Annotated in this window: 22 protein-coding genes, 1 tRNA gene and 1 pseudogene; 2 read left to right on the plus strand and 22 right to left on the minus strand. The window is 67.6% G+C overall.

Features of this window, described 5'->3' with window-relative positions:
• Positions 1-50: 50 nt before the first annotated feature.
• From atpA to argS, 19 genes and pseudogenes are all read right to left on the minus strand, one after another.
• Entirely contained in the window at positions 51-1,688 is a 1,638-nt protein-coding gene (atpA, locus tag AC5RVV_RS04100; RefSeq protein ID WP_494000121.1) for a F0F1 ATP synthase subunit alpha, read from the minus strand.
• Between the two features lie 103 nt (positions 1,689-1,791).
• Positions 1,792-2,601 (minus strand): F0F1 ATP synthase subunit delta, encoded by an 810-nt coding sequence (locus AC5RVV_RS04105; RefSeq protein WP_494000122.1) that lies wholly within the window; start codon positions 2,599-2,601, stop codon positions 1,792-1,794.
• Positions 2,601-3,149, minus strand: coding sequence for a F0F1 ATP synthase subunit B (locus AC5RVV_RS04110; RefSeq protein ID WP_494000123.1), 549 nt, complete (start codon positions 3,147-3,149; stop codon positions 2,601-2,603). Before AC5RVV_RS04110 ends, AC5RVV_RS04105 begins: the two co-directional genes overlap by 1 nt.
• A gap of 46 nt (positions 3,150-3,195) precedes the next feature.
• A complete protein-coding gene (locus tag AC5RVV_RS04115; RefSeq protein WP_494000124.1) occupies positions 3,196-3,411 on the minus strand; it encodes a F0F1 ATP synthase subunit C in 216 nt (71 codons plus the stop codon).
• Positions 3,412-3,475: 64 nt separating this feature from the next.
• Entirely contained in the window at positions 3,476-4,282 is an 807-nt protein-coding gene (gene atpB, locus AC5RVV_RS04120; protein ID WP_494000125.1) for a F0F1 ATP synthase subunit A, read from the minus strand.
• Positions 4,283-4,368: 86 nt separating this feature from the next.
• On the minus strand, positions 4,369-4,641 hold the full coding sequence (locus AC5RVV_RS04125; RefSeq protein ID WP_494000126.1) for a hypothetical protein: 273 nt from the start codon (positions 4,639-4,641) through the stop codon (positions 4,369-4,371).
• Positions 4,631-5,146 carry a Cg1360 family ATP-synthase-associated protein gene (locus AC5RVV_RS04130; protein WP_494000127.1) on the minus strand — a complete coding sequence of 172 codons (516 nt, stop codon included), beginning with the start codon at positions 5,144-5,146 and terminating at the stop codon, positions 4,631-4,633. The genes AC5RVV_RS04125 and AC5RVV_RS04130 overlap by 11 nt, the downstream gene beginning before the upstream one ends.
• Before the next feature lie 730 nt (positions 5,147-5,876).
• A complete protein-coding gene (locus tag AC5RVV_RS04135; RefSeq protein WP_494000128.1) occupies positions 5,877-6,098 on the minus strand; it encodes a hypothetical protein in 222 nt (73 codons plus the stop codon).
• Between the two features lie 95 nt (positions 6,099-6,193).
• Positions 6,194-7,195, minus strand: coding sequence for an MraY family glycosyltransferase (locus AC5RVV_RS04140; protein ID WP_494000129.1), 1,002 nt, complete (start codon positions 7,193-7,195; stop codon positions 6,194-6,196).
• The gene (locus tag AC5RVV_RS04145; RefSeq protein WP_494000130.1) at positions 7,192-9,150 is read right to left on the minus strand and encodes a polysaccharide biosynthesis protein; all 1,959 of its coding nucleotides are present in this window, start codon (positions 9,148-9,150) and stop codon (positions 7,192-7,194) included. The genes AC5RVV_RS04140 and AC5RVV_RS04145 overlap by 4 nt, the downstream gene beginning before the upstream one ends.
• A gap of 11 nt (positions 9,151-9,161) precedes the next feature.
• Positions 9,162-9,821, minus strand: a pseudogene (locus tag AC5RVV_RS04150) (L-threonylcarbamoyladenylate synthase); the annotation flags it as partial.
• An 18-nt stretch (positions 9,822-9,839) separates the two neighbouring features.
• Positions 9,840-10,685, minus strand: coding sequence for a peptide chain release factor N(5)-glutamine methyltransferase (prmC, locus tag AC5RVV_RS04155; RefSeq protein ID WP_494000131.1), 846 nt, complete (start codon positions 10,683-10,685; stop codon positions 9,840-9,842).
• A 6-nt stretch (positions 10,686-10,691) separates the two neighbouring features.
• On the minus strand, positions 10,692-11,771 hold the full coding sequence (gene prfA, locus AC5RVV_RS04160; RefSeq protein ID WP_494000132.1) for a peptide chain release factor 1: 1,080 nt from the start codon (positions 11,769-11,771) through the stop codon (positions 10,692-10,694).
• Positions 11,772-11,975: 204 nt separating this feature from the next.
• Entirely contained in the window at positions 11,976-14,084 is a 2,109-nt protein-coding gene (gene rho / locus AC5RVV_RS04165) for a transcription termination factor Rho (protein ID WP_494000133.1), read from the minus strand.
• A gap of 320 nt (positions 14,085-14,404) precedes the next feature.
• Positions 14,405-15,391 (minus strand): homoserine kinase, encoded by a 987-nt coding sequence (thrB, locus tag AC5RVV_RS04170; RefSeq protein ID WP_494000134.1) that lies wholly within the window; start codon positions 15,389-15,391, stop codon positions 14,405-14,407.
• The gene (thrC, locus tag AC5RVV_RS04175) at positions 15,384-16,484 is read right to left on the minus strand and encodes a threonine synthase (RefSeq protein ID WP_494000135.1); all 1,101 of its coding nucleotides are present in this window, start codon (positions 16,482-16,484) and stop codon (positions 15,384-15,386) included. The genes thrB and thrC overlap by 8 nt, the downstream gene beginning before the upstream one ends.
• Positions 16,485-17,810 (minus strand): homoserine dehydrogenase, encoded by a 1,326-nt coding sequence (locus tag AC5RVV_RS04180; protein WP_494001276.1) that lies wholly within the window; start codon positions 17,808-17,810, stop codon positions 16,485-16,487. It abuts the gene before it with no gap.
• A gap of 56 nt (positions 17,811-17,866) precedes the next feature.
• Positions 17,867-19,342 (minus strand): diaminopimelate decarboxylase, encoded by a 1,476-nt coding sequence (gene lysA / locus AC5RVV_RS04185; protein ID WP_494000136.1) that lies wholly within the window; start codon positions 19,340-19,342, stop codon positions 17,867-17,869.
• On the minus strand, positions 19,342-20,985 hold the full coding sequence (argS, locus tag AC5RVV_RS04190) for an arginine--tRNA ligase (RefSeq protein WP_494000137.1): 1,644 nt from the start codon (positions 20,983-20,985) through the stop codon (positions 19,342-19,344). The genes lysA and argS overlap by 1 nt, the downstream gene beginning before the upstream one ends.
• 203 nt (positions 20,986-21,188) lie before the next feature.
• Between argS and AC5RVV_RS04195 the strand changes: the two genes are divergently transcribed.
• A tRNA-Arg gene (locus AC5RVV_RS04195) sits at positions 21,189-21,261 on the plus strand.
• Between the two features lie 84 nt (positions 21,262-21,345).
• On the opposite strand, the gene AC5RVV_RS04200 is transcribed toward AC5RVV_RS04195, so the two are convergent.
• Positions 21,346-21,975, minus strand: coding sequence for a hypothetical protein (locus tag AC5RVV_RS04200; RefSeq protein WP_494000138.1), 630 nt, complete (start codon positions 21,973-21,975; stop codon positions 21,346-21,348).
• A gap of 168 nt (positions 21,976-22,143) precedes the next feature.
• Positions 22,144-23,142 (minus strand): GlxA family transcriptional regulator, encoded by a 999-nt coding sequence (locus AC5RVV_RS04205; protein ID WP_494000139.1) that lies wholly within the window; start codon positions 23,140-23,142, stop codon positions 22,144-22,146.
• Between the two features lie 81 nt (positions 23,143-23,223).
• Here AC5RVV_RS04205 and AC5RVV_RS04210 point away from each other — a divergent pair, with 81 nt between their 5' ends.
• Positions 23,224-23,391 (plus strand): hypothetical protein, encoded by a 168-nt coding sequence (locus AC5RVV_RS04210; protein ID WP_494000140.1) that lies wholly within the window; start codon positions 23,224-23,226, stop codon positions 23,389-23,391.
• Between the two features lie 170 nt (positions 23,392-23,561).
• Here AC5RVV_RS04210 and AC5RVV_RS04215 read toward each other — a convergent pair whose 3' ends face one another.
• On the minus strand, positions 23,562-24,119 hold the full coding sequence (locus AC5RVV_RS04215; RefSeq protein ID WP_494000141.1) for a DinB family protein: 558 nt from the start codon (positions 24,117-24,119) through the stop codon (positions 23,562-23,564).
• Between the last annotated feature and the right edge of the window lie 6 nt (positions 24,120-24,125).

A 24,125-nucleotide genomic window follows, 5' to 3' on the forward strand; every position in this document is an offset into this window, starting at 1 on the left:
GGCGGCCGGACGGAACCCTCAAGTGGTTCCGCCCGGCCAACGAAGATGAATTAGCGCTTCTGCTTGACGATCTGTTCCTGGGCGACTTCGTCTTCGGCCAGGGGGTCGTACTCTTCGTGGCCGGCGCCGACCAGACGGCTGTCGCCCTCCCCGAAGAAGCCCTGCTTGAAGTCCACGATCTGCGACTTCAACTCGTCCACGGTCGAATCCTCGAGCAGATTCGTCTGGGCGATCGTCGTCAGCACCGAGCTGCGGTGCCGCAGGTGCGAGAGGAACTCGGTCTCGAACCGGGTAACGTCCTCGACCGGAACATCGTCCAGGTAGCCGTTGGTGCCGGCCCAGATGGACACGACCTGGTTTTCCACCGGGTACGGCGTGTACTGGCCCTGCTTCAGCAGTTCCATGAGGCGCGCACCGCGGGTCAGCTGCTGGCGCGACGCCGCATCGAGGTCCGAGGCGAACATGGCGAACGCCTGCATGTCGCGGTACTGGGCCAGGTCCAGCTTTAGCGTGCCGGAAACCTTCTTCATGGCCTTGACCTGTGCCGCACCGCCCACGCGGGAGACGGACACGCCGACGTCCACGGCGGGACGCTGGTTGGCGTTGAACAGGTCGGACTGCAGGAAGATCTGGCCGTCCGTGATGGAGATGACGTTGGTCGGGATGTAGGCCGAGACGTCGTTCGCCTTGGTCTCGATGATCGGCAGGCCGGTCATCGAACCCGCGCCCAGCTCGTCGGAGAGCTTGGCACAACGCTCCAGCAGGCGGGAGTGCAGGTAGAACACGTCGCCCGGGTAGGCTTCGCGTCCCGGCGGGCGGCGCAGCAGCAGCGACACGGCGCGGTAGGCTTCGGCCTGCTTGGAGAGATCATCAAAGATGATCAGGACGTGCTTGCCGGAGTACATCCAGTGCTGGCCGATGGCCGAACCGGCGTACGGCGCCAGGTACTTGAAGCCGGCGGGATCGGAGGCCGGAGACGCCACGATGGTGGTGTACTCCAGCGCACCCTTGTCCTCCAGGGTCTGGCGGACGGCGGCGATGGTCGATGCCTTCTGGCCGATCGCCACGTAGATGCAGCGGACCTGCCGGTTGACGTCACCGGACTCCCAGTTGGCCTTCTGGTTCAAGATGGCGTCGACGGCGATGGCGGTCTTGCCGGTCTGGCGGTCGCCAATGATCAGCTGGCGCTGTCCGCGGCCGATCGGGATCATCGCGTCGATGGCCTTCATGCCGGTCTGCAGCGGCTCGTGCACGGACTTGCGCTGGGTAACGCCGGGAGCCTGCAGCTCCAGTGCGCGGCGCTCGTGCGATTCGATCGGGCCCTTGTCGTCGATGGGCAGGCCCAGCGGGTCCACGACACGGCCGAGGAAGGCGTCGCCGACCGGTACGGACAGGATCTCACCGGTGCGGTGAACTTCCATGCCCTCTTCGATGCCGGTGAATTCACCGAGGATCACGACGCCGATTTCGCGGGTGTCGAGGTTCTGGGCCAGGCCCAGGACGCCGTTCTCGAAACGCAGCAGTTCGTTCGCCATGGCCGAGGGAAGACCCTCGACACGGGCGATGCCATCGCTGGCGGTGGTCACGTGGCCGACTTCGACCCGCTCGGCGCTTCCGGGTTCATAGGACGCCGCGAACTCGTTCAGCGCATTGCGGACGTCGTCGGCGTTGATGGTCAATTCGGCCATCTGCAGTCCCTGCTCTCCTGTGTTTATGATCATCGCGTGGTGCGCGACGACCGGTGTGTTTTTCAGTCTGTGTGAGGCTTCCGGCCCAGTCTCCGCGAGGAGACTAAACCGCGAGACTCCGGCGGAGTTCGGCCAGGCGGGAGATCACGGACGCATCCACGACCTCATCCCCGACCATGACCCGCACGCCGCCAACCAGCCGTGGATCAACGTTGAAGTGGATCCGCAGCTCCCGGCCGTACAACCGGTTGAGCCCGGCCTGCAGGCGGCTCATCTGTTCGCCGGTCAGCGGACGGGTAACGCTGACCTCCGCGATCCAACGCTGCTGGCGCTTGGCCACCAACTGGATGAACCGCTCTACCAGGGCCGTGGGCTTGATGCCGCGCGGGGCGGTTACCGCCTGCCGGATCAGCAGCTGTGCCACGGGGCCCGCGGCCGGCACCAGCTTCAGTGCCAGCGCCGACTTGGCTTCGTCCGAAGCCTGGGGTTCCAGCAGGGCACGCTGCAGGCCGTGGTCCGACCCGACAATGCGGTTGAACGCGAACAGGTCCCTCTCCAGACCTTCGAGTCCGTCAACACCCTGGCCCTCTGCGACTGCGACAGCCGTCGTGGCCGCCAAGGTCTCCAAGGCGTCCCCGATGTCGCGCGCGGAGGCCCAACGCGCTGCAGCCAACGAGGTTGCGATGGCCCGGGCATCCGCCGAGACCTTCCCCTCGAGGAGGCGGCCGAACATGTCGGCCTTCTCGCTGCTGTCGCGCGCCGGATCGGTCAGGGCACGGCGCAGACCGGCATTGCTGTCCAGCAGGCCCAGGATCCCAAAGAGTTCCTCTGCCAGGGACAGCGAAGCGGTGGGAAGCTTAGCCTCCAGTTCCTGCTGTGCCGCTTTCAGTGACTCGCTCGATACACCGGCCATTATTTAGCAGCACCTGCACTCTGAGACTCAAGGTCGGCGAGGAAGCGGTCCACGACGCGGGCAGCGCGCGCGTCGTCGTTCAGCGACTCGCCGACAATCCTGCCGGCCAGTTCGGTGGCCAGGGTGCCGACTTCGCTGCGCAGCGATGTCACGGCTGCCTGACGCTCTGCATCAATCTGGACCTGGGCCTGCTCGCTGATGCGTGCAGCCTCTGCCTGGGCCTTTTCCTTCAGCTCCGCCAGGATCTGGGCGCCTTCGGCGCGGGCGTCCTCGCGGATGCGGTTGGCTTCCGCGCGGGCGTCCATCAACTGCTGCTTGTACTCGTCCAACGCAGCGCTGGCTTCGGCCTGGGCGGCCTCCGCCTTGGCGATCCCGCCCTCGATAGCTTCGGTGCGCTCCGCATACGTCTTCTCGAACGCCGGAACGACGAACTTGGCGACGATGTACATGAGAATCGCGAAGCCGATCAGCGTGACGACGATTTCCCAGATGTTAGGGATCAGAGGGTTAACACCCTCCGCGGCGGCGAGGATCATTGCCTGATTCATATCTCACCCGTCCTATCTATTCGGTGTGGAAAATAAGCGTTCGGTCTTAGACACCGATGACGAACGCGAACACCAGTCCGAGGATAGCCAGAGCTTCAGTCAGGGCCAGACCCAGGAAGGCGATCGGCTGCAGCACACGCTGTGCCTCGGGCTGGCGAGCGACACCGTTGATGTACGCGGCGAAGACCAGACCCACACCGATGGCACCGCCGATTGCGGAGAGGCCGTATCCGATGAGGTTGAGGCTACCGTGGATTTCCATTTTGTTCCTTTCAAGATGCCCGTCGGGCAGGTTGTTGGTTCAGGCGCTTCCCCAGAGGGGAAATTTAGTGTTCCTCGGCCAAGGAGCCTTGGATGTAGATCGCGGTCAGCAGGACGAACACGTATGCCTGCAGGACCTGGATCAGGATTTCGAAGAAGTACATGGCGACACCGCCCGCAATGGTCAGCACTCCCAGCGGCTTGAACCAGAAGTCGGCTTCGACCAGTAGGTATTGTGAACCGGCGGCGGCCAGCATGATGATCAGGTGGCCGGCCAGCATGGTGGCGAACAGACGGAGGCTGTGCGTCACAGGGCGGACCAGGAAGGTGGAGATGATCTCGATGAGGACGACCAGCGGGAGGATCGCCTTCGGAACGCCGGTGGGAACGACGGCGAGCTTGAAGTAGCCGACGCCGTGCTTCTTGATGCCCAGGGCGATCCACGTAATGTAGACGACGCCGGCCAGGGCGTAGGCCGTGCCCACGTGCGACGGGGTCGGCAGCTGCAGCAGCGGAATGGAGCCGAAGAGGTTGTTCACCAGGATGAAGAAGAACAGTGCCATCAGCAGCGGGACGAACGGCCTGAAGTCGCGCTCACCGATGATGTCCTTGCCCACCGAGTTGCGGACGAAGTTGTAGCTCATCTCGCCCAGGTGCTGCAGCTTGCCGGGGACAAGCTGGCGGCGGCGGGAGGCCGCCACGAAGAACCAGGAAATCAGTGCGACGGACAGCAGGACCAGCAGCATCTGCTTGCCGAAGCCCTCACCGTACGGGGCCATCCACGGGAGAACCTCCGGTAGATGCATATCTTCGAGGGTCGGTGGGACGAAGCCACCTTCATCAGCGGCCGCCGGAAGCGCAAGCGCGATCAACGCGTTTCCTCTCTGCAGTGTCCATCTTTGGGCGTTTCAGGGTGGGTCGCCATCGAGGCAGGCCACCATATAAAGTTTTCTGACATTTAGGTGTGGTCCCCCGCGCCATCCTCATGGCGGCGCCGGGCGCCGCGCGTGAGGTTGTGTTTGCGGGCCAGATAATATCCGCCTCCAGCGCCCAGAACGGCACCGACGAAAATCAGCCAGCGGGTATCCAACAGATAGTCCAAACCCCAGCCTACCAAACCCCAGGCGATGATCCCGCCAAGGATATAGGTGAGGACGGTGTTGCCGCCCTGGTAGGTGGCATCGTCCCCGGAACCGCTCCGGGAGGGGCCGGGCGTGCCTTTAGCCGCCATGTCCAATCTCCCCTTCCGCTTGCTGCCGGCGGTCCGCCGGCTCCGGTTCGGGATCGGCGTACAACTGATGGCGGGTGCGCGAGAAGGCGAACACTTCGGCCGCCTGCCAGACCACCACGGTGGCCACCGCCGCAACGAAGAACCAGGTCCGCTCGAGCCACATCGGGGTGCCGATGAGGAAGAGAGCCGCCCCAAAGCCCACCACTTTGATGATGTAGGTGGCGATGAAGGCGCCGATGGCGCCGGAAGGGTTGGACCGTCCCACGTAGTGGCCCACCAGCAGGCTGATGGCGAAGAACAGCACCACCAGCGCCGCCCCGAGCAGGGCACTCAGGGCACCGGCCGCACCGACTACGGTGGCCGACGTCGCGATGATTAACAGCGCGGCTGCACCACTTGCCGTCAGAGAAGCGCGCAGGATCTTCAGCCATAGCGACCGCGTCGGACCGGATGCGTCGATTGCTCCGCCAGCGGCAGGAGCGCCGTCGTGGTAGGTAGCTCGCATGGGAAGTCCGTTTCGGTCGCAGTCGTAGTGAGCTGGCCGGAACCGGCCGGAATAATTCTACATGAGATAGAACTCCGCGCCGACCATGCAGCGCTGCTTGAGCTAGCTAGTTCCGATCGTTCGGACAGCCTCCGGCAGCTTTACGAGATGGCTCCGCCCACTACCGCTTCTTCGTGATCTTCCCATTTTGGGACATTGGACGGGAATGCGCATGATAGGTCACCGGCTACTCGCGCGCAAGGAATAACCGCACAAGCGCGCTCCGCACCGCACTAAAAATTTTTTCTCAAGCCTCAGTGGTTGCGAAATCAATGAAACGATTGACCAATGAGGAGTCGCTTTATAACATCACTTTCGTCCTAGCAAGCACGTGGTTTTCGGAGAGGCGACCGTGAAAAAACTAATCTCGCAATTGAGCATTCTGACAATCCTCGTCAGCGGGTCCATTATTGGTCTCGCGGCACCCGCCAGCGCTGCCGGATGCGCTCAGCTTGTGAATAACTTCTACAGCGGCTCCAGTCGCTATGCAACGGTGAAGAATATCTGTGGTGGAAGTTATTACATGCGGCCGACTGTTCCGTTCTTTCCCGATCCGTCCTGCAAGTTGATTGGGCCCTACCAGACTGCCACGTTCAGAATTGGTGGGACGCTTAGCCCAGCCGCGACCGACGCAACGGTCTGTTAGAGACGACGCATCAGAAAAGGGGTGCTGCCTCGGCGGCACCCCTTTTCATCGCCATCGCTCGGTTCCTGCCGGTCGTTCTGCCGTCGACACAGCTGGGCCGTCGTGAATTAACGGCACGATATGCGGCGCGTCCCTGAATCCGTTTGATTCAAAGATCGCTTCGTAATGCTTGGGGAAGAAAATCGACGACATGCCTTGCAGTGGCAACTGCGTCATCGGATTCAGGCGCCAACCTTCTAATAAAGCTGTCCCATCTAGGATCGCCATAACCTCAGAATCGCTAAACTCTCCCTGACGCGGTTTCGAAAATTATTGGGAAGCGTTTCGGTCGATAAGAACAGTACCGGCGCTGTAGCGATGTACTACGCTACAGGGGCGCGTCCCCTCCTAAAGAGCACCGGCGCGCGCAGATAAAAAACAACGACGGCGGCGCACGCGGCGATGGCTGCCGCCTTGCCCGCGAGGCCCGATTCGGCCGCCAGGTAGCCGCAGAAACCGGTCAGCAACGTACAGCCGGTGACCAGCAGCGCCGACTGGACGTGGTTGAAGCCCACGTCCGTCAGCCGCTGGTAGGCGTGCTGCCGGTGCGGCGTGTACCACCGCTCCCCCGCGCTGATCCGGCGCAGCAGCGTGGCGAGAGTATCGGCCAGGTAGATGGCCACCGGTCCCAGCAGGTACTCCGCCTGCACGCCGTCCAGAAAGGCGGTGATGCCCAGCATGGCCAGGCCCGCCCCCAGCAGGTAGCTGCCGACGTCGCCCAGGAAGACGTTCCCGCGGCCCAGGTTCCAGGGCAGGAACGCCACAAAGGCGGCCGCCACCACGGTCCCGCCGACCACCAGCCAGCCGTGGCCGGTGATGGCGCCGGTAGCGGCGAACATCAGTCCGGCGGCCGTGCCGTGCAACCCGGAAATCCCGTTGATGCCGTCCATGAAGTTGGCGATGTTGATGTAGGCCGCCAGGGCGAGGGCGCCCAGCGGCAGCCACCACCACGTCTGGCCGGTGAGTCCGATGGCCAGTGCGGTGCCGCCGAGTCCGATGCCCAGCTGCAGCGCGGCCCGGCCGCGGATGGACAGTCCCCGGAAGTCTTCGATCCAGCCCAACAGCGCGGCGGCGGCGGCCACCCCGGCGACCGCGAGCAGCAGTTGCGGCGCCTCGACGGCGCCGCCGAGCGCGGCGATCAGCAGCCCCGCCAGCAGCCCGGCCGCCACCGTGATGCCCACGCCGCGGACGACGACGCGGGTGTGCGAGGAGCGCTCGTTCGGCACGTCGAGCACGCCGAGCCGCTTGAGCACCGGGATCAGCGCGAACGGCAGCAACAGGCTGAGCAGAAGTGCCGCGGCAACGGCCACCACGGCTGCGGTCACGACGCCCGCTCCCGCCCGTCGTCCTTGAGCCCGGCCTCGAGCTCGTCGTCGGCTGCCGCTGCCGGCGGGATGACGTCGTCGGCGGATGCTGCCGGCGGGACCACGTCGTCGAGTTCGTCGTCAGCGGCCGCTGCCGCCGGGACCACGTTTATCGCCCCGGTCGAGGCCGAGATCAGGTCCTGCCGGCTCTTCCACTCGGCCAGGCTCATCAGGTTCGGGTCCAGGCCCTCGATGGAGGCGTGCGAGATTTTGGGGTGCAGGGGACGGGAATCGCTTTCGCCCTCACCGATCAGGTCCTCGTGCAGCTTTTCGCCGGGGCGCAGGCCGGTGAAGACAATTTCCACGTCCTTGCCCGACATCGCAATCATCCGCTCGGCGACGTCCAGGATCTTCACCGGTTCGCCCATGTCGAGGATCAGCACTTCCCCGCCGCTGCCGATCGCGCCGGCCTGGATCACCAGCTGGCAGGCTTCCGGAATTGTCATGAAGAAGCGGGTGGCCGCGGCGTCGGTGACCGTGACCGGACCGCCCTTGCGGATCTGCTCGCTGAACAGCGGCAGCACCGAGCCGCGGCTGCCCAGCACATTGCCGAACCGGACGGAGACGTACTTCTGCCCGGACTGCTGCGCCACCCAGGCCGTCAGCTTCTCCGCCACGCGCTTGGAATGGCCCAGCACGGTGGTGGGGTTGGCGGCCTTGTCCGTGGAAATGTTGACGAAGGTCGTCACGTGTGCGGCGCGGGCGGCGCGCAGCACGTTCAGCGAACCGAGCACGTTGGTCTTCCAGGCCTCCTCCGGGTACTGCTCCAGCAGCGACACGTGCTTGAGCGCCGCGGCGTGGAACACCACTTCCGGCTTCCGGTCGAGGAAGATGGCCTCGAGGGCGGCGGGGTCGCGGATGTCGGCCAGCACGGTGTCCCTGCCCGTGAGCAGGCCCTTGCCGGTGATCGAGATCTGCGTGCCCTGCAGCCCGGTCTCGTCGCGGTCCAGCATGATCAGCTCGGCCGGCTGGAACGCGTGGATCTGGCGGCACAGCTCGGAACCGATGGACCCGCCGGCGCCGGTGACGAGCACGCGCTTGCCGGTGACATAGTGGGCAATCTCTTCGACGTGGATATCCACGGGCTGCCGGCCGATGAGGTCCTCGATGTCCACCTCGCGGAAGGAGAAGTCCTGGCGGCCGGTGAGCATTTCCTTCAGCGGCGGCACCACCAGCACCCGCATGTTCCGGCCCGCGATGCTGTCGGAGATCTGCCGCATCCGCGCGGAGTCGATGTCCGCGATCGCCACCAGCAGCACGGTCGCCCCGGTGCGGTGGGCGATCTCCGGCAGGTCCTCCATCCGGCCCAGCACCGGGACGGAGGCGATGCGCAGGTGCTTTTTGGCCGGATCGTCGTCGATCAGCCCCACCGGCAGCCAGGGCGAGGCCGGATCGTTGCTCATCCGGGTCACGATGTTGTTGCCGACGAAACCGGCGCCGTAGATCAGCGTCCGCTCCGCCTCGTCGCCCGGTTTGGCCTTGCTTTCCACATACATCCGCTTCAGGTAGCGGACGGCGGCCATGAACAGGCAGGCGAACGGGAAGGCAATCAGGCCGGTGCCGCGCGCGATGCCCAGCGAGATGCCGAACAGCAGCAGTCCGACGCTGAGGATCAACGACACCGAGATCGTCACCATGACCAGCAGCTTGGCCTCGTGGAAGCTGCCGAAACTGTAGCGGCCCTTATAGAGGGCGAACGCAGACCCGACGGCCATCTGGGCCGCGATGGCCACCGCGCAGAGCAGGATGATGCCGGGAATCTTGGTCAGGCTCAGCGTCATCTCGTAGCGCAGGAAGACGGCCAGCACGATGGCCAGGACCCAGGCCAGGGAGTCCAGCAGGATCTGCGACCAGAGCCACAGGGCCCGGTCGCTGCTGGCGGTCTTGCCGCGGGGAAGAGCGGAATCGTGGCTCATGCCTCTACAGTCTCCCCCAAGCCCAGGATGCCCGGCACGACGGTGCGCAGTGTTTCCAAGCTGATCGTGCCCTCGCGGACCACCCGCAGCGTGGCGGAGGTGCAGTCGACGATGGTGGAGGGAACCGCGGTCGTGCCGTCGACGGGCCGGAAGCCGTCTTCCAGGTAGACCTCCACCGACTCGGCCAACTGTTCCTTGGCCTGCGCGGCCGTCTGCGCCGACGGCTGCCCGGTGCGGTTCGCGGAGGACACGGCCAGCGGCCCGGTGGCCGCCAGCAGTTCCAGCGCCAGTTCGTCGTCGGGCATGCGCAGGGCGACGGTGCCCTTGGTCTCGCCCAGGTCCCAGGTCAGCGACGGCTGGGCGCGGAAAATCAGGGTCAGCCCGCCGGGCCAGAAGGTGTCGGCGAGGGCCCGGGCCTCGTCGCTCACGTCGGTGGCCAGCCCGTCCATGGTCTGCGGCCGCGGCACCAGCACCGGCGGGGGCATTTTGCGCCCGCGTCCCTTGGCGGCCAGCAGGGTGGCCACGGCCTGCGGCGAGAACGCGTCGGCGGCGATCCCGTAGACGGTATCGGTCGGCAGGACAACGCACTGCCGGTCGGCGATGGCGGCCTGGGCTGCCGCCAGACCCTCGCTGCGGGCGGCGGCGTCGTCGCAGTTATACGTAGTGCTCACAGACTCATTGTTCCATTCTCATAACCGACGAGCCGACGTGGCCCGCTCACGCCCGCTCAGATCGTAACGGGTGGCCACCTGGTCCCAGCATCCGGCCGAGCGCAAGAGGGAGTGCACGGCAGCGGCCTGGACTTCGGCGTGCTCCATGATGAAATGGCCGCCCGGCTTCAGCAGCCGCGCGGCCGTCGCCGCCGTTGCCGCCGGCAGTTCCATGCCGTCCGCTCCCCCGCCGTAGAGCGCCATCTGCGGGTCGTGCTCGGCCACTTCGGGCTCGCGCGGGACCGCTTCGGCGGGGATGTACGGCGGATTGGAAACGACGACGTCGAACGTTCCGTCGTGCGCGGACAGCGCGGTGCGCAAGTCCTCACGCAGGAGGGTGACGCCCAGCGGCGCCAGGTTCCGTTCGGCCCAGGCGTGGGCGAGGGCGCTCAGTTCCACCGCGTAGACGGTGGCCGTGGGAACTTCGCTGGCCACGGCGGCGGCGATCGCGCCGGAGCCGGTGCCCAGGTCCACCACTTTGGCCGCGGGCAGGGCGCGGGCGCGGTCGATCGCGTGCTGGGCAACGGTTTCGGTTTCCGGCCGCGGGACGAACACGCCCGGTCCCACCTGCAGTTCGAGATGCCGGAAATAGGCGCGGCCGGTGATGTGCTGCAGCGGGATGCGGGTGGCCCGCTCGGCCACCAGGTCCTCGAGCCCGGGCGGAGCTTCCGCTCCCAGCAGCGCCAGCGCGCGGACTCGCCCCGGGGAGACGCCCAGCAGGTGTGCGGCGAGCAGTTCGGCGTCCACCCGCGGCGAGGGGACGCCGGCCTCGGCCAGCCGCGCGACGGCGGCGGACAGGGCGTCGGCCAGGTTCGTGGCGGGCACTGCCGGCTAGTTTTCCTCGCCCAGGGCGGCCAGCCGGTGTTCCTCGTCCGCCTGGATGGCGGACTGGATCACCGGTTCCAGTTCACCGTTCATCACCGCGTCCAGGTTGTAGGCCTTGTAGCCGGTGCGGTGGTCGGCAATCCGGTTTTCCGGGAAGTTGTACGTACGGATGCGCTCGGACCGGTCCATGGTGCGGATCTGCGACTTGCGCGTCTCGGAGTTCGCGGCGTCGATCTGCTCCTGCTGGTGGGCCAGCAGCCGCGCCCGGAGCACGCGCATGCCGGCCTCGCGGTTCTGCAGCTGGGACTTCTCGTTCTGCATCGCGACCACGATGCCGGTGGGCAGGTGGGTGATGCGCACCGCCGAGTCGGTGGTGTTCACCGACTGGCCGCCCGGACCCGAGGAACGGTAAACGTCGATCTTCAGGTCGTTCTGATGGATATCCACTTCTTCCGGCTCGTCCACTTCCGGAAGCACCAGGACGCCTGCGGCGGAGGTGTGGATGCGGCCCTGCGATTCGGTCACCGGAACGCGTTGGACGCGGTGCACGCCGCCCTCGAACTTGAGCCTGGCCCAGACGCCTTCGGACGGGTCGTTGGAGTTGCCCTTGATGGCCATCTGGACGTCCTTGTAGCCGCCCAGGTCGGACTCCGTCGCGGAAATGATTTCGGTCTTCCAGCCGCGGGATTCGGCGTAGCGCATGTACATCCGGAGCAGGTCGCCGGCGAACAGTGCCGCCTCGTCGCCGCCTTCGCCGCCCTTGACCTCGATGATCACGTTGCGCGCGTCGTCCGGATCGCGCGGGATCAGCAGGCGGCGGAGCCGTTCCTGGGCGATTTCGAGTTCGGCTTCGAGTCCGGGCACCTCGGCCGCCAGTTCGGGATCCTCGTCGGCGAGCTCGCGTGTCGCTTCGAGGTCGTCCGCCAGGTGCGACCAGCGCTTGTACGCCTCGACGATGCCGTTCAGCTCCGCCGACCGCCGCCCCAGCTTCCGGGCGCGCGCCTGGTCGGAATAGACGGCAGGGTCGCTCAATTCCTTCTGGAGCTCGGCGTGCTCGTCAAGAAGCCCCTGAACGGACTCAAACATCTTCAAACCTCTTTCGACTCACAACAAGTCTAAATAGCAACGAAAGGAACGGCAGGTAAGGCGCCTTAAACGACAAGCCGCTCAGAATCTTTCTCCGGCCCGGGAGTGGCATCGGGCCTGCCGTAGCGCGGAGGCTCGAGTCCGTAGGACGAGAGCCTCCGCGCGAAGGGGCGGGGCCGGAGAAAATTCTGAGCGGTAACCCAGCTACTTGTCGTTTTCGGCCTTCGAGCCGAGCGTCGTCTTCTGGACCTGCATCAGGAACTCGACGTTGGACTGCGTCTCCCGGATCTTGCCGGTAAGCAGTTCCAGCGCCTGCTGGGTGTCCAGACCGGAGAGGACGCGGCGCAGGCGCCACATGATCTTGACCTCTTCGGGCGAGAGCAGGTTCTCCTCGCGGCGGGTGCCCGAGGCGTTGACATCGACGGCCGGGAAGATGCGCTTGTCCGCCAGCGAGCGGGACAGGCGCAGTTCCATGTTGCCGGTGCCCTTGAACTCCTCGAAGATGACCTCGTCCATCTTGGACCCGGTCTCCACCAGTGCGGTGGCGAGGATGGTCAGGGAGCCGCCGTTTTCGATGTTCCGGGCGGCGCCGAAGAAACGCTTCGGCGGGTACAGCGCCGAGGAGTCCACGCCGCCGGAGAGGATGCGGCCCGAGGCCGGGGCGGCCAGGTTGTAGGCGCGGCCCAGGCGGGTCATCGAGTCCAGCAGGACGACCACGTCCATGCCCATCTCCACCAGCCGCTTGGCGCGCTCGATGGCCAGTTCGGCCACGGTGGTGTGGTCGTCGGCGGGACGGTCGAAGGTCGAGGCGATGACCTCGCCCTTGACCGTGCGCTGCATGTCCGTGACTTCTTCGGGCCGCTCATCGACCAGCACCATCATGAGGTGGACCTCGGGATTGTTGGTGGTGATCGCGTTGGCGATGGACTGCAGGATCAACGTCTTGCCGGCCTTCGGCGGGGAGACGATCAGGCCGCGCTGGCCCTTGCCGATCGGAGCCACCAGGTCGATGACGCGGGGGCCGATCTTCTTCGGCTCGGTCTCCAGGCGCAGCCGCTCGGACGGGTACAGCGGGACCAGCTTGGTGAAGTCCACGCGGTCCTTGTTCTCCTCCACCGGCTTGCCGTTGACGGAGGTGAGCTTGACCAGTGCGTTGAACTTCTGCCGGTTGCCCTGGCCGCCGGAATCGCCGTCACGCGGGGCGCGGATGGCGCCGACGACGGCGTCGCCCTTGCGCAGGTTGTGCTTCTTGACCTGGGCCAGCGAGACGTACACGTCGTTCGGTCCGGGCAGGTAGCCGGAGGTGCGCACGAAGGCGTAGTTCTCCAGCACGTCCAGGATGCCGGCAACGGGCAGCAGCACGTCGTCGTCGGAGATCTCGGTGTCGTCGACCTCGGGTCCGCGGTCGCGGCCGCGGCGACGCTCGTTGCGGTCGCGGTAGCGGGTGTTGTTGCTGTCGTTGTCGCGCCGGTTGCGGCGGTTGCGGTTGCGGCCGCGGCCGCCCTCGTCGCCGTCATCCTGGCGGGTATCGCGGGCGTCGCGCTCCCGGGTGTCGCGGGAATCGCGGTTGTCGCGGTTGTCCCGGGTGTCGCGGTCGGCGTCGCTGCGGTTGCGGTTGCGGCTGCGGCGGTCGGACTGGCCGTCCCCGCGGCCGGACTGCTGCTGCTGGCCGGCGCCGTCCTGGCCGTCCCTCTTCTCGTCCTGCTGAGCCTCGGCCGGCTTGCCGTCGGCAGCTTCCTGCGGTGCGTCGGCCTTGGTCTCGGCCGCGTCCTGCTGGCCGGATTCGGAGCGGCGGTTGCGTCCGCGGCTGCGGCGCTCCTGACGTCCGTCGCCGTCGCCCGGTGCGTTGTCCGCCGCGGGGGCCTGGGCCGGCGCGGTGTCGGCCGGGGCCTCGGTGGTGGCGGCGGTTGCTTCCGCGTCGGCGGCAGCCACGGTGCCGTCGCTGCTGGCCCGGCGGTTGCGGTTGCGGGTACGGCTGACCCGCTCTGCCGCCTTGGTCAGGTCGCCGCCGGCGGTGCCGCCGGTCGCGCCGTCGCTTGCAGCGCCGGTGGCCTCTTCCTTGGCCGCCGGAGTTTCGGTGCGCACCGGCTGCTCGGCCTTCTTGGCTGTGCGGTCGGCCACAGAGGAGCCACGCTGGTGGTCGGAGATCGCGGCGACCAGGTCGCCCTTGCGCATCCGCGAGCCGCCGGTGATGCCGAGCTGCCCGGCGAGCACCTGCAGTTGGGCCAGCTTCAGGCCGGCAAGGCCTGCACTCTTCGGTGCAGGAGAGTCTATTGTTTCCACACCTGCGGTCAGGTCAGTGGTTTCGGTCACGAAGGATCCTTCCCCCTCGTCGGGCGGTGTGCATATGAAGCGCACCGCGTTGTTTGCTACCCGGCCGTTGCATGAGAAGCCCGGCTGGGTCCGGTATTGCCTGCGGCGTCGTGCCGAAACAAGTCCGGGTGATCAGAGATGAAAAACCTTGAAACAAGCCGTCCGGATGGAACGAGTGAGGTCCTGTCCGGCCGATGGCCGGCAGCAACGCCGTTGAGTGCCGCGGAAGGCTCCTGAAAGGCTGCACCTGGAACGGGGATCCTGCCCAAACGGCTACTCGGCTTGCTTGATCCGGAGCATCCGGCAGGTGTCCTCGCCGGTTAATCCCGGGGGTGCACTTCCACTTTAGCACCATCTGTGTCCACTGCCAGTTTCAGCACCCGCCAGTTTCCCGGCGAGTCGCGGCGTTCCAAGTGCGCGGCGATGGCCCGCTGGACCTGCTCCGCTTCGGCCTCGTTGGCGGCGAGTGTCAGCACGGTGGGTCCGGCACCGGAGACGACGGCGGCGTGGCCCTGGCTGCGCAGCGCCGCGATCAGCGCGGCGCTGGGTTCCATGGCCGGTGCCCGGTGCCGCTGGTGCAGCCAGTCTTCGGTTCCGGCCCGCAGCAGGGACGGATCGCGGGTCAGCGCGTGGACCAGCAGGGCGGCGCGGCCGGAATTGGCGGCGGCCACGTGGTGCGGCACGGACGCGGGCAGGAGGTTGCGCGCGGTTTCCGTGGAAAGCTCGTAGGCCGGGATGGCCAGCACGGGCACGATGTCCGGGCAGATCGGCACGCAGGTGCTGGCGAACACGCCGGCCTCTTCCCAGGAGATGGCCAGCTGTCCGCCCAGGGCCGGAGCCACGTTGTCGGGGTGGCCCTCCAGCGCCGAGCAAACCTGCAGGATGTCTCCCGCCCCCAGCCGTTCCCGCTCCGGCAGCAGCGCGTTGGCCAACAGCACGGCGGAGACTACGGCGGCGGCCGAGGATCCCATGCCGCGGCCGTGCGGAATGAGGTTCCGGGCCCGCAGGCGCAGCCCGCCGGCGTCGTACCCGGCCTCACGCAGCGTGCCGCGCAGGGTGCGGATGATCAGGTGGCTTTCATCGGCGGGCAGCCCCGCCGCGCCCTCGCCGCTCACGGAGGCGTGGAAGACGCCGTCGTCGGTCGATTCCACCGTGACCGTGTCGTAGTAGGCCAGGGCCAGGCCCAGGCTGTCGAAGCCCGGGCCCAGATTGGCGCTGGTGGCCGGAACCCGCACGGTGACGCGCTGGCCGGGCGCGATGCGGCCGGCCACGGCGGTGCCCTCCCCCGGCAAGGTGCTGCTACTCAAGACCCAGGGCGCTGGCCACGCTGACCACGTCGAAGTCCACCTTGACCGGCGCCGCCTCGCTGCCGTCCTCGGTCTGCAGGGCCCACTGCGGGTCCTTCAGCCCGTGGCCGGTGACCGTGATGACGATGGTCTTGCCCGCGGGCACTTCGCCGGCCGCATGCTTCTTGAGCAGGCCGGCGACGCCTGCCGCGGAGCCGGGCTCCACGAAGACGCCCTCGCGGGAGGAGAGCCAGCGGTGCGCGGCCAGGATCTCGTCGTCGGTCACCGAGTCGATCAGGCCGCCGGACTCGTCGCGTGCGGCGATGGCGGTGTCCCAGGAGGCCGGATTGCCGATCCGGATGGCGGTGGCGATGGTCTCCGGTTCGGTCACCGGGTGTCCCAGCACCAACGGCGCCGCGCCGGCGGCCTGGAAGCCCCACAGCACGGGGGTCTTGGTGGCGACCGGAGGGAGCATGCCGGCAACGGCCGATTCGTACGGCGCGGCGTACTCCTGGTACCCCTTCCAGTACGCGGTGATGTTGCCCGCGTTGCCGACCGGCATCACGTGGATGTCCGGGGCGTCGCCCAGGTAGTCGACGGTCTCGAAGGCCGCCGTCTTCTGGCCTTGGATGCGCGCCGGGTTCACCGAGTTGACCAGGAACACCGGGTAAGCCTCGGAGAGCTTGCGGGCCACTTCCAGGCAGTTGTCGAAGTTGCCGTTGATCTGGATGATTTCGGCGCCGTGCGCGATCGCCTGGCTCATCTTGCCCATGGCGATCTTGCCGGCCGGCACCAGCACCGCGCACTTCAGCCCGGCCTGGGTGGCATAGGCGGCAGCGGACGCGGAGGTGTTGCCGGTGGACGCGCAGACCACCGCCTTGGCGCCGGCCTCCACGGCGGCCGTGATGGCCATGGTCATGCCGCGGTCCTTGAAGGAGCCGGTGGGGTTCATCCCCTCCACCTTGAGGTAGACCTCGGATCCGGTCAGTTCGGAGAGGGCCTTGGCCTGCACCAGCGGGGTGCCGCCTTCGCCGAGGGTGATGATCTCGGTCTGCTCCGATACCGGCAGCCGGTCCGCGTATTCACGGATGACGCCGCGCCATTGGTGGGCCACTTAGATTCCTTCTACTCGCAGGACAGAGGTAACAGCGTTGACGATGTCGAGCCCGCGCACGGCCTCGACCGTTGCGGCCAGGGACGCCTCGGAGGCCCGGTGGGTGACGAAGCGCAGTTCGGCGGTCACCTCGCCGCCGTCGTGGGCGGGATCCAGCGGACCCTCGGTGTGGATGGTCTGGCGCATGGTCTCGATGGAGACCCCGTGCTCGGCGAAAACGCCGGCAATCTGGGCCAGCACGCCGGGCCGGTCGGCCACGTCCAGGCCGATGTAGTAGCTGGTGCGCACCGAGTCCAGCCCGACGGCGGGCAGGTCCACGGTCGCCGTTTCGGTCCGGCCCGGGCCGCCGCCGACCATGCGCCGGGCGGCGCTGACCACGTCGCCGACCACGGCCGAGGCGGTCGGCGCGCCGCCGGCACCCTGGCCGTAGAACATCAGTTCGCCGGCGTTTTCCGCTTCCACGAAGACGGCGTTGAACGCCCCGTGCACGGCGGCCAGCGGGTGCTGGCGCGGCAGCAGGGTCGGGTGGACGCGCACGGACACGCCCTCGCGGCCGTCGGCGCCGCTCAGCCGCTCGGCGATCGCCAGCAGCTTGATCACGTAGCCGGCGTCCCGGGCCGCGGCGATGTCGTCGGCGGAGACGGAGCTGATGCCCTGGCACTGGACGTCGGCCAGGTCGACCGCGGTGTGGAAGGCCAGCCCGGCCAGGATGGCGCCCTTGGCGGCGGCGTCATGGCCTTCGATGTCGGCGGTCGGGTCGGCTTCGGCGTAGCCGAGCTCCTGCGCGGCGGCCAGCGCCTCGCCAAACTGGGCGCCGGTGGAATCCATCTGGTCCAGGATGTAGTTGGTGGTTCCGTTGACGATGCCCATCACCTTGGTGACGCGGTCCCCCGCCAGCGACTCGCGGATCGGCCGCAGGATGGGGATGGCCCCGGCCACGGCCGCCTCGAAGGAAAGTTCGACGCCGGCGTCGTCGGCCTGGGCGTACAGCTCCTGGCCGTCGGCGGCCAGCAGGGCCTTGTTGCCGGTGACGACGGCGGCGCCGTTGTCGATTGCGGTGCGGATCAGCGTCCGGGCCGGTTCCAGGCCGCCCAGCAGTTCGATCACGATGTCGGCGTCCTTGACCAGCGTCGCGGCGTCGGTGGTGAACAGCTCTGCGGGCAGGTCCACGGCCCGTTTGGCGGCGGCATTGCGCACCGCGATGCCGGTCAGTTCCAGCCGCGCGCCGGTCCGTGCGGCCAGCACGTCGGCGTCGTCTAGCAGGATGCGGGCCACCTGGGCGCCGACATTTCCGCATCCCAACAGTGCTACCTTCAGCGTTTTCATGCTGCCCAAACTCTCAGTCTTAGTCTTACTCGCAATAACTGCTGCCCGGCCGGCGGTCAGCCCAGGTCACGGGCCAGCAGGTCGGCTTCGGTCTCGCCTCGAATGATCAACCGTGCCTCGCCGCCGCGCACGGCAACCACAGGTGGCCGGGCAACGTAGTTGTAGTTGCTGGAAAGCGCCCAGCAATAGGCCCCGGTCGCCGGCACCGCCAGCAGGTCCCCTGCCTCGATGTCCTCGGGCAGGTAAACGTTCCTGACTACAATGTCACCGCTCTCGCAGTGTTTACCAACCACGCGGGAAATAATCGGGGCCGCGTCCGTCACACGCGAGGCCAGCGCCGCCGAGTAGTCGGCGTCGTAGAGCACCGGCCGGGCGTTGTCGCTCATGCCTCCGTCCACGGACACGTAGCGCCGCGGGCTGCTGCCGCCGTCCTCCGTGTCCACCTGGACGGTCTTGCGGGTGCCGGCCGAGTAGAGCGTGAACGTGCTGGGCCCGGCGATGGCCCGGCCCGGCTCGATCGAGATCCGCGGCACCGGGATGCCCAGCCGCTCCGTGACGGAGCGCACGACGGCGGCCATTGCCTGGGCGAGTTCCGCCGGCGGGCGGGGGCTGTCGGCCTCGGTGTAGGCAATGCCGTAACCGCCGCCCAGGTCCAGTTCATGCAGGTCCACGCCGTGGACCCGCTTGACCTCGGCCACGAACGTGAGCAGCCGCTCGGCCGCCAGCGCGAAGCCTTCGGGCTCGAAGATCTGCGATCCGATGTGGCAGTGCAGGCCCAGCAGGTTGATGGACTCGTGCTCCAGCGCCGCCGCCACGGCCTGCGCGGCCGGGGAGCCGGCCGGCCGGGGCTGGGCACCGGCGTCGTGCCCCGCGCCGTGGTCGGCGCCGGCCATCGAGAGCCCGAACTTCTGGTCTTCGTGCGCCGTGGCAATGAACTCGTGGGTGTGCGCGTGCACGCCGGGGGTCAGCCGCAGCATCACGTTGGCCATCTCGCCGCGGGCCGCGGCGATGGCTCCCAGGCGTGCCAGTTCGTCGAGGCTGTCCACCACGATGCGGCCCAGCCCCATGTCGAGCGCGCGGTGGAGTTCGGCGTCCGACTTGTTGTTGCCGTGCAGGCCCAGGTCCTCCCCCGGGATGCCCGCGCGGGCGGCCACGGCCAGCTCCCCGCCGCTGCAGGTGTCCAGCCGCAGCCCCTCCTGCGCCACCCACCGGGCGATCTCCACGCTGAGGAACGCCTTGCCGGCGTAGTACACGTCGACGCCGCCGCAGAGCGTGCTGAAGGCCTCGTCGAAGGCCTGCTTGAACTCGCGCGCGCGGGCCCGGAAGTCGTCCTCGGACACCACGAACAGCGGCGTGCCGAACTGCTCTTTCAGCCGGGTGACGCCGAGGCCGGAGATTTCCAGCTCGCCCTCCGCGCCGCGGGACACGTCCCGGGCCCAGAGCTTGGCGTCCAGCCGGTTGACGTCCTGCGGGCAGGTGAGCCAGTCCGGAGCCAGGTCGGACGCGGCGGCGGTTTCGTGTGCTGCGGGCATTACATCCTCTCCGGCGCGCTGACACCCAGCAGCCCAAGACCGTTGGCCAGGACCTGGGTGACGGCGGCGTTCAACCACAGGCGGGTACGGTGCGTATCGGTGACTGCGCCGTCGCCGATCGGCGTCACCCGGCAGGCGTCGTACCAGCGGTGGTAGGCGCCGGCGATGACTTCCAGGTGCCGGGCGACGCGGTGCGGTTCGCGCAGCTTCGCGGCGGTGGCGACCACCGACGGGTAGGCCCCGAGCACGGCCAGCAGCTCGTTCTCCGTGGCATGGTCCAGCAGCGAGGCATTGAAGGCGCTGCGGTCCACGCCGGAAGAGGCCGCGTTGCGCGCGACGGCGCAGGTGCGCGCATGGGCGTACTGCACGTAGAAGACCGGGTTGTCGTTGCTGTGCTTGACCAGCAGGTCCAGGTCGATGTCGATGTTGGAATCGGCGTGCGAGCGGGTGAGAGCATAGCGGGCGGCATCCACGCCCACGGCGTCGACCAGGTCCTCCATGGTCACCACCGTGCCGGCCCGCTTCGACATGCGCAGGGGCTTGCCGTCCTTGACCAGGTTGACCATCTGCCCGATCAGCACTTCCACCCGGTCGGCGTCGTCGCCGATGGCGGCCGCGGCGGCTTTCAGCCGGGCGACGTAACCGTGGTGGTCTGCGCCGAGCATGTAAATGCACAGGTCAAAGCCGCGGTCCCGCTTGTTCTTGAAGTAGGCGATGTCACCGGCAATATAGGCGGCATTGCCGTCGGACTTGATGACGACGCGGTCCTTGTCGTCGCCGAAGTCGGTGGACTTCAGCCACCAGGCACCGTCCTGGAAGTAGAGGCTGCCGGAGGTTTTGAGCTGCTCCAGCAGCTTTTCGACCGCGCCGTCCTCGAACAGGGAGTTTTCGTGGAAGTAGACGTCGAAGTCCACCCCGAACTCATGCAGCGATTCCTTGATGGCGCCAAACATCAGTTCGACGCCGCGGCTGCGGAACTCTTCCTGCGGGTCGGCCGCCGACAGCGCATCCGGATTCTGCCGCAGCACCGCCTGGGCGATGTCCGCGATGTAGTCTCCGCCGTAGCCGTCCTCGGGGGCGGGTTCGCCCTTTGCCTTCGCCAGCAGCGAGCGGGCGAAGCGGTCGATCTGCGACCCGTGGTCGTTGAAGTAGTACTCGCGCGTGACGTCGGCACCCTGGGCGGCCAGGATGCGGGCCAGGGCGTCGCCGAGTGCCGCCCAGCGGGTCCCGCCCAGGTGGATCGGACCGGTCGGGTTGGCGGAGACGAATTCGAGGTTGATCCGCTGGCCCGCCAGGTCGCCGGCGGTGCCGAAGGCGCTGCCGGCCTCCACGATGCTGCGGGCCAGTGTTCCGGCTGCGGCGGCGTCCACGGTGATGTTCAGGAATCCGGGTCCGGCGATGTCCACCCGGCTGACGCCGTCGATCTTTTCCAGCCGCGCGCTAAGGATTTCGGCGAACTGGCGCGGGCTCATGCCGGCCTTCTTGCCCAGTTGCATGGCGATGTTGGTGGCCCAGTCCCCGTGCTCGCGGTTCTTGGGGCGCTCCACCCGGACCTCGCTGGGCATTTCGACGGCGAAGTCGCCGGCGTCGACGGCGGCCTGCAGGCAGGCGGCAATGGCAGCGGAAAGTTCTTCAGGAGTCACCCCACAAGCATAGGGCAATCCCTTGATCCGACCGGCTTTCGGCGGGCTGGCTGTGACCGGGCTCGCAGGCGCACTGTGCCGGCCGGACCGGCCACCTTGCATGCGGCCGCCGTCGGGGCCGGCCGGGCGCATTTCTTCTGGCGGCGCAGATACTGATAAGCTCAATAGGTCCCGCAGGGCACCGGGTTTCCAGCCGGTGCCGCGCCCTCGTAGCTCAGGGGATAGAGCGTCTGCCTCCGGAGCAGAAGGCCGTAGGTTCGAATCCTATCGAGGGCACTGAAGCGCAGGACAAGGGAGAATCCCCGGCTCAAGAGCCGGGGATTCTCCCGTTAACGGCAGCCGGCCTGCGCCGGAGTCACCTCACTCGCCGTCTCCCGGCCCATCGAAGCGGCGGTCGACGCCCACCTGGTCCACCTTGCGGTGGAAATGCATGCCGGACCTGCCACCAAGAATGGCACCGGCGAGCGAGACCAGCGCGGCGACGACCAGGAATACGATGCCGCCGGTCGTCAGCTCCCCTTCGCCTAGGGGCACGCGGGGGAAACTGTTCAAGCTGCTCAGCACATTGAACTGGCTGCCGGCGATCAGCCCCAGGATGGCGAGCACAATGGCAACCACGATCGCCCACAGCCACACGGCCAGCCCCTGCTTGACGCCGTCGAAGCGGGCCATCCGGCCGGCCACGTACCCGCCGCAGAAATACGAAATGAACAAGATGACGGCCAGGATGATCCCGCCCACTATGCCGACCGTCCCCAGGTTCCGGGATGCCTGCTCGGCGACCTGCGCGGGATCGGCGCTCTCGGCGATCCCCACGGCGGCGCCGATGGCGGCCATCAGCGCCGTCAGGATGACTCCGATCCCGGTGGCCGCGAGCCAGCCGAAGAACGCGGAGCCCCACTTGATGCCGCCGAATTGGCGCCTCTCCGCCGCTACCACGTCATTGCGTCGTTGTTTCGGGCTTCTGGCCCCTTCTGCAGCTGAACTCATCACCGGTTCTCCTTTATTCGCTTGGGGTGCGCGCACCCGGCAGGCGCATGCACCCTGCTCATCCGCCGCGCATCGCCCGCCGGACTACTAAGCACACTTATGAGTGTGCCTGCACGCGGGCCGCGGTACAAGGACAACCCCCGGCGTGCCGCGGAGGGAAACGGCCCCCTAGCGGGCCGCGCTGCCTGCCGGCTGCCGCGCGCCGGCGGCGGCGCCACCGCCGCGGAAGGTGCGGCGGTAGGACGCCGGGCTCACGCCAACGGACCTGGCGAAATGGTGGCGCAGCAGCACCGCCTGGCCGAACCCGGTGATCCGGGCGATCTCCTCGATGTTCAGGTCCGATTCCTCAAGCAGTTCCTGCGCACGCAGCACCCGCTGGGCGTTGATCCATGCCGCCGGCGTCGCGCCGGTCTCGGCCCGGAACCGGCGGGCGAAGGTGCGCTCGGACATGTGGACCCGCGCGGCCAGCTGGGCAACGCTGACGTCCTGGGCCAGGTTCTCGGACAGCCAGGCCAGCAGGTCCTTGAGGGTGTGGCAGCCGGCCAGCGACATGGGCCGGTCAATATATTGCGACTGGCCCCCGGCCCGATGCGGCGGCACCACCATGTCCCGGGCGATGGCCGACGCCACGGATGCCCCGAGTTCGGTCCGGACCAGGTGCAGGCAGGCGTCGATTCCGGCGGCGGTGCCGGCGCTGGTGATGATGCGCTCGTCCTCCACGTACAGCACGTTTTCGTCGACGTCGACCTGCGGATATTCGGCGGCCAGCTGGTGCGAGTACTGCCAGTGGGTGGTGGCGCGCCGGCCGTCCAACAGCCCAGCTTCAGCCAGCACAAAGGCCGCCGAGCACACGGACAAGACCCAGGCGCCGCGGGCGTGGGCCGCCCGCAGGGCCTGCAGAAGTGCTTCGGGGGCCTGGTCCATGCGCTGGTACGGCGCCACCACCACGAGGTCCGCGTCGTCGGCGGCCTCCAGCCCGACGGCGACATTGAGGGAGAATCCCAGCTTGCTGCTGACGACCCCGGGCTCGGGAGTGCAGATCCGGAAGTCGAACGCCGGAACGCCGGTCCCCCGGTCGGAACGGTCGATGCCGAAGACTTCGCAGACCACCCCGAATTCGAACGGCGCAGCTCCCGGAAGCACCACCACGGCCACCTTTTTCAACATGCCCCCAGTATGGCAGTTTTTTATGCTTTATGGTCGTTTCTGCCACTCTTTTTTTGCCGGCAGCAGGACCACCATGGAGGCATGGAACTCCTCCTGATTACCGCACTGGCACTCCTCGTCATCATCGAAACCCTCCGGCTGATCCTGCGTGACGGACGGGGCAACACCCCGCCGGAACGCTCACAGGCCGACTGGACGGCCGGCTCCACCCCGAGCCGCCCCTACACCGACCTCGCCCGGCTGGCCTGACCCGGCCACCCCTCCGCGGGTTCCTGACGAAGGGGCCCGCGGGCCGAACCCTCTGAAGCACCCCGCGGGACCCGGCCCTCTGATGGGACCCGCGGGCCGAACCCTCTGAAGCACCCCGCGGGATCCGGCCCTCTGATGGGAGCCGCGGGCCGGACCCTCTTTACGGCTCCCTACTGGCGGTGGGCGAACAGGTCGCGCAACAGCGCGATCTCGGCCAGGTGATGAATCATTTCCCGATTGATGTGCAGCACCAGCGTCCCCATGGAGCGATCGGCATAGGGGCCTTCGGCCGGCCCGCAGGGCGCCGCCAGCCCCTCGACGCCGAGTCCCCGGACCCCCGCGGTCCAGTGCGCATAGTATTCGTCCAGCAGTTCCAACGCGCCCGACGCCGTGCCCGGATAGTCAAACGATTCGTAGCTGACCGGCGGCCCGCCGAAGTGCGAGGCGTTACGGCTGCCCAGCACGCCCACCAGAATGTGGCCCAGCCGCCAGGCGACCGTGGTCACCGGCGGCGGCACCGGCTCCGGAAGTCCGAAGTCGATCGTGAAAATGCCGGCGCCCACCGCCATCGGGGCGGTACTGGTCCCGCGGTGCCGCACGTTCCAGCAGCCCTCGGCGGGCTCCCAGAAGTACTCTTCGTCGGTGAGCCCCTCCAGCCGCGGCCGGGCCTGGGCGTCCCAATGCCACGTCAGCTGCTCGAGCAACTCCTCGGCTGCATTGAAAGACATGCCCGC

Source organism: Arthrobacter sp. MDT2-34-1 (assembly GCF_059091365.1).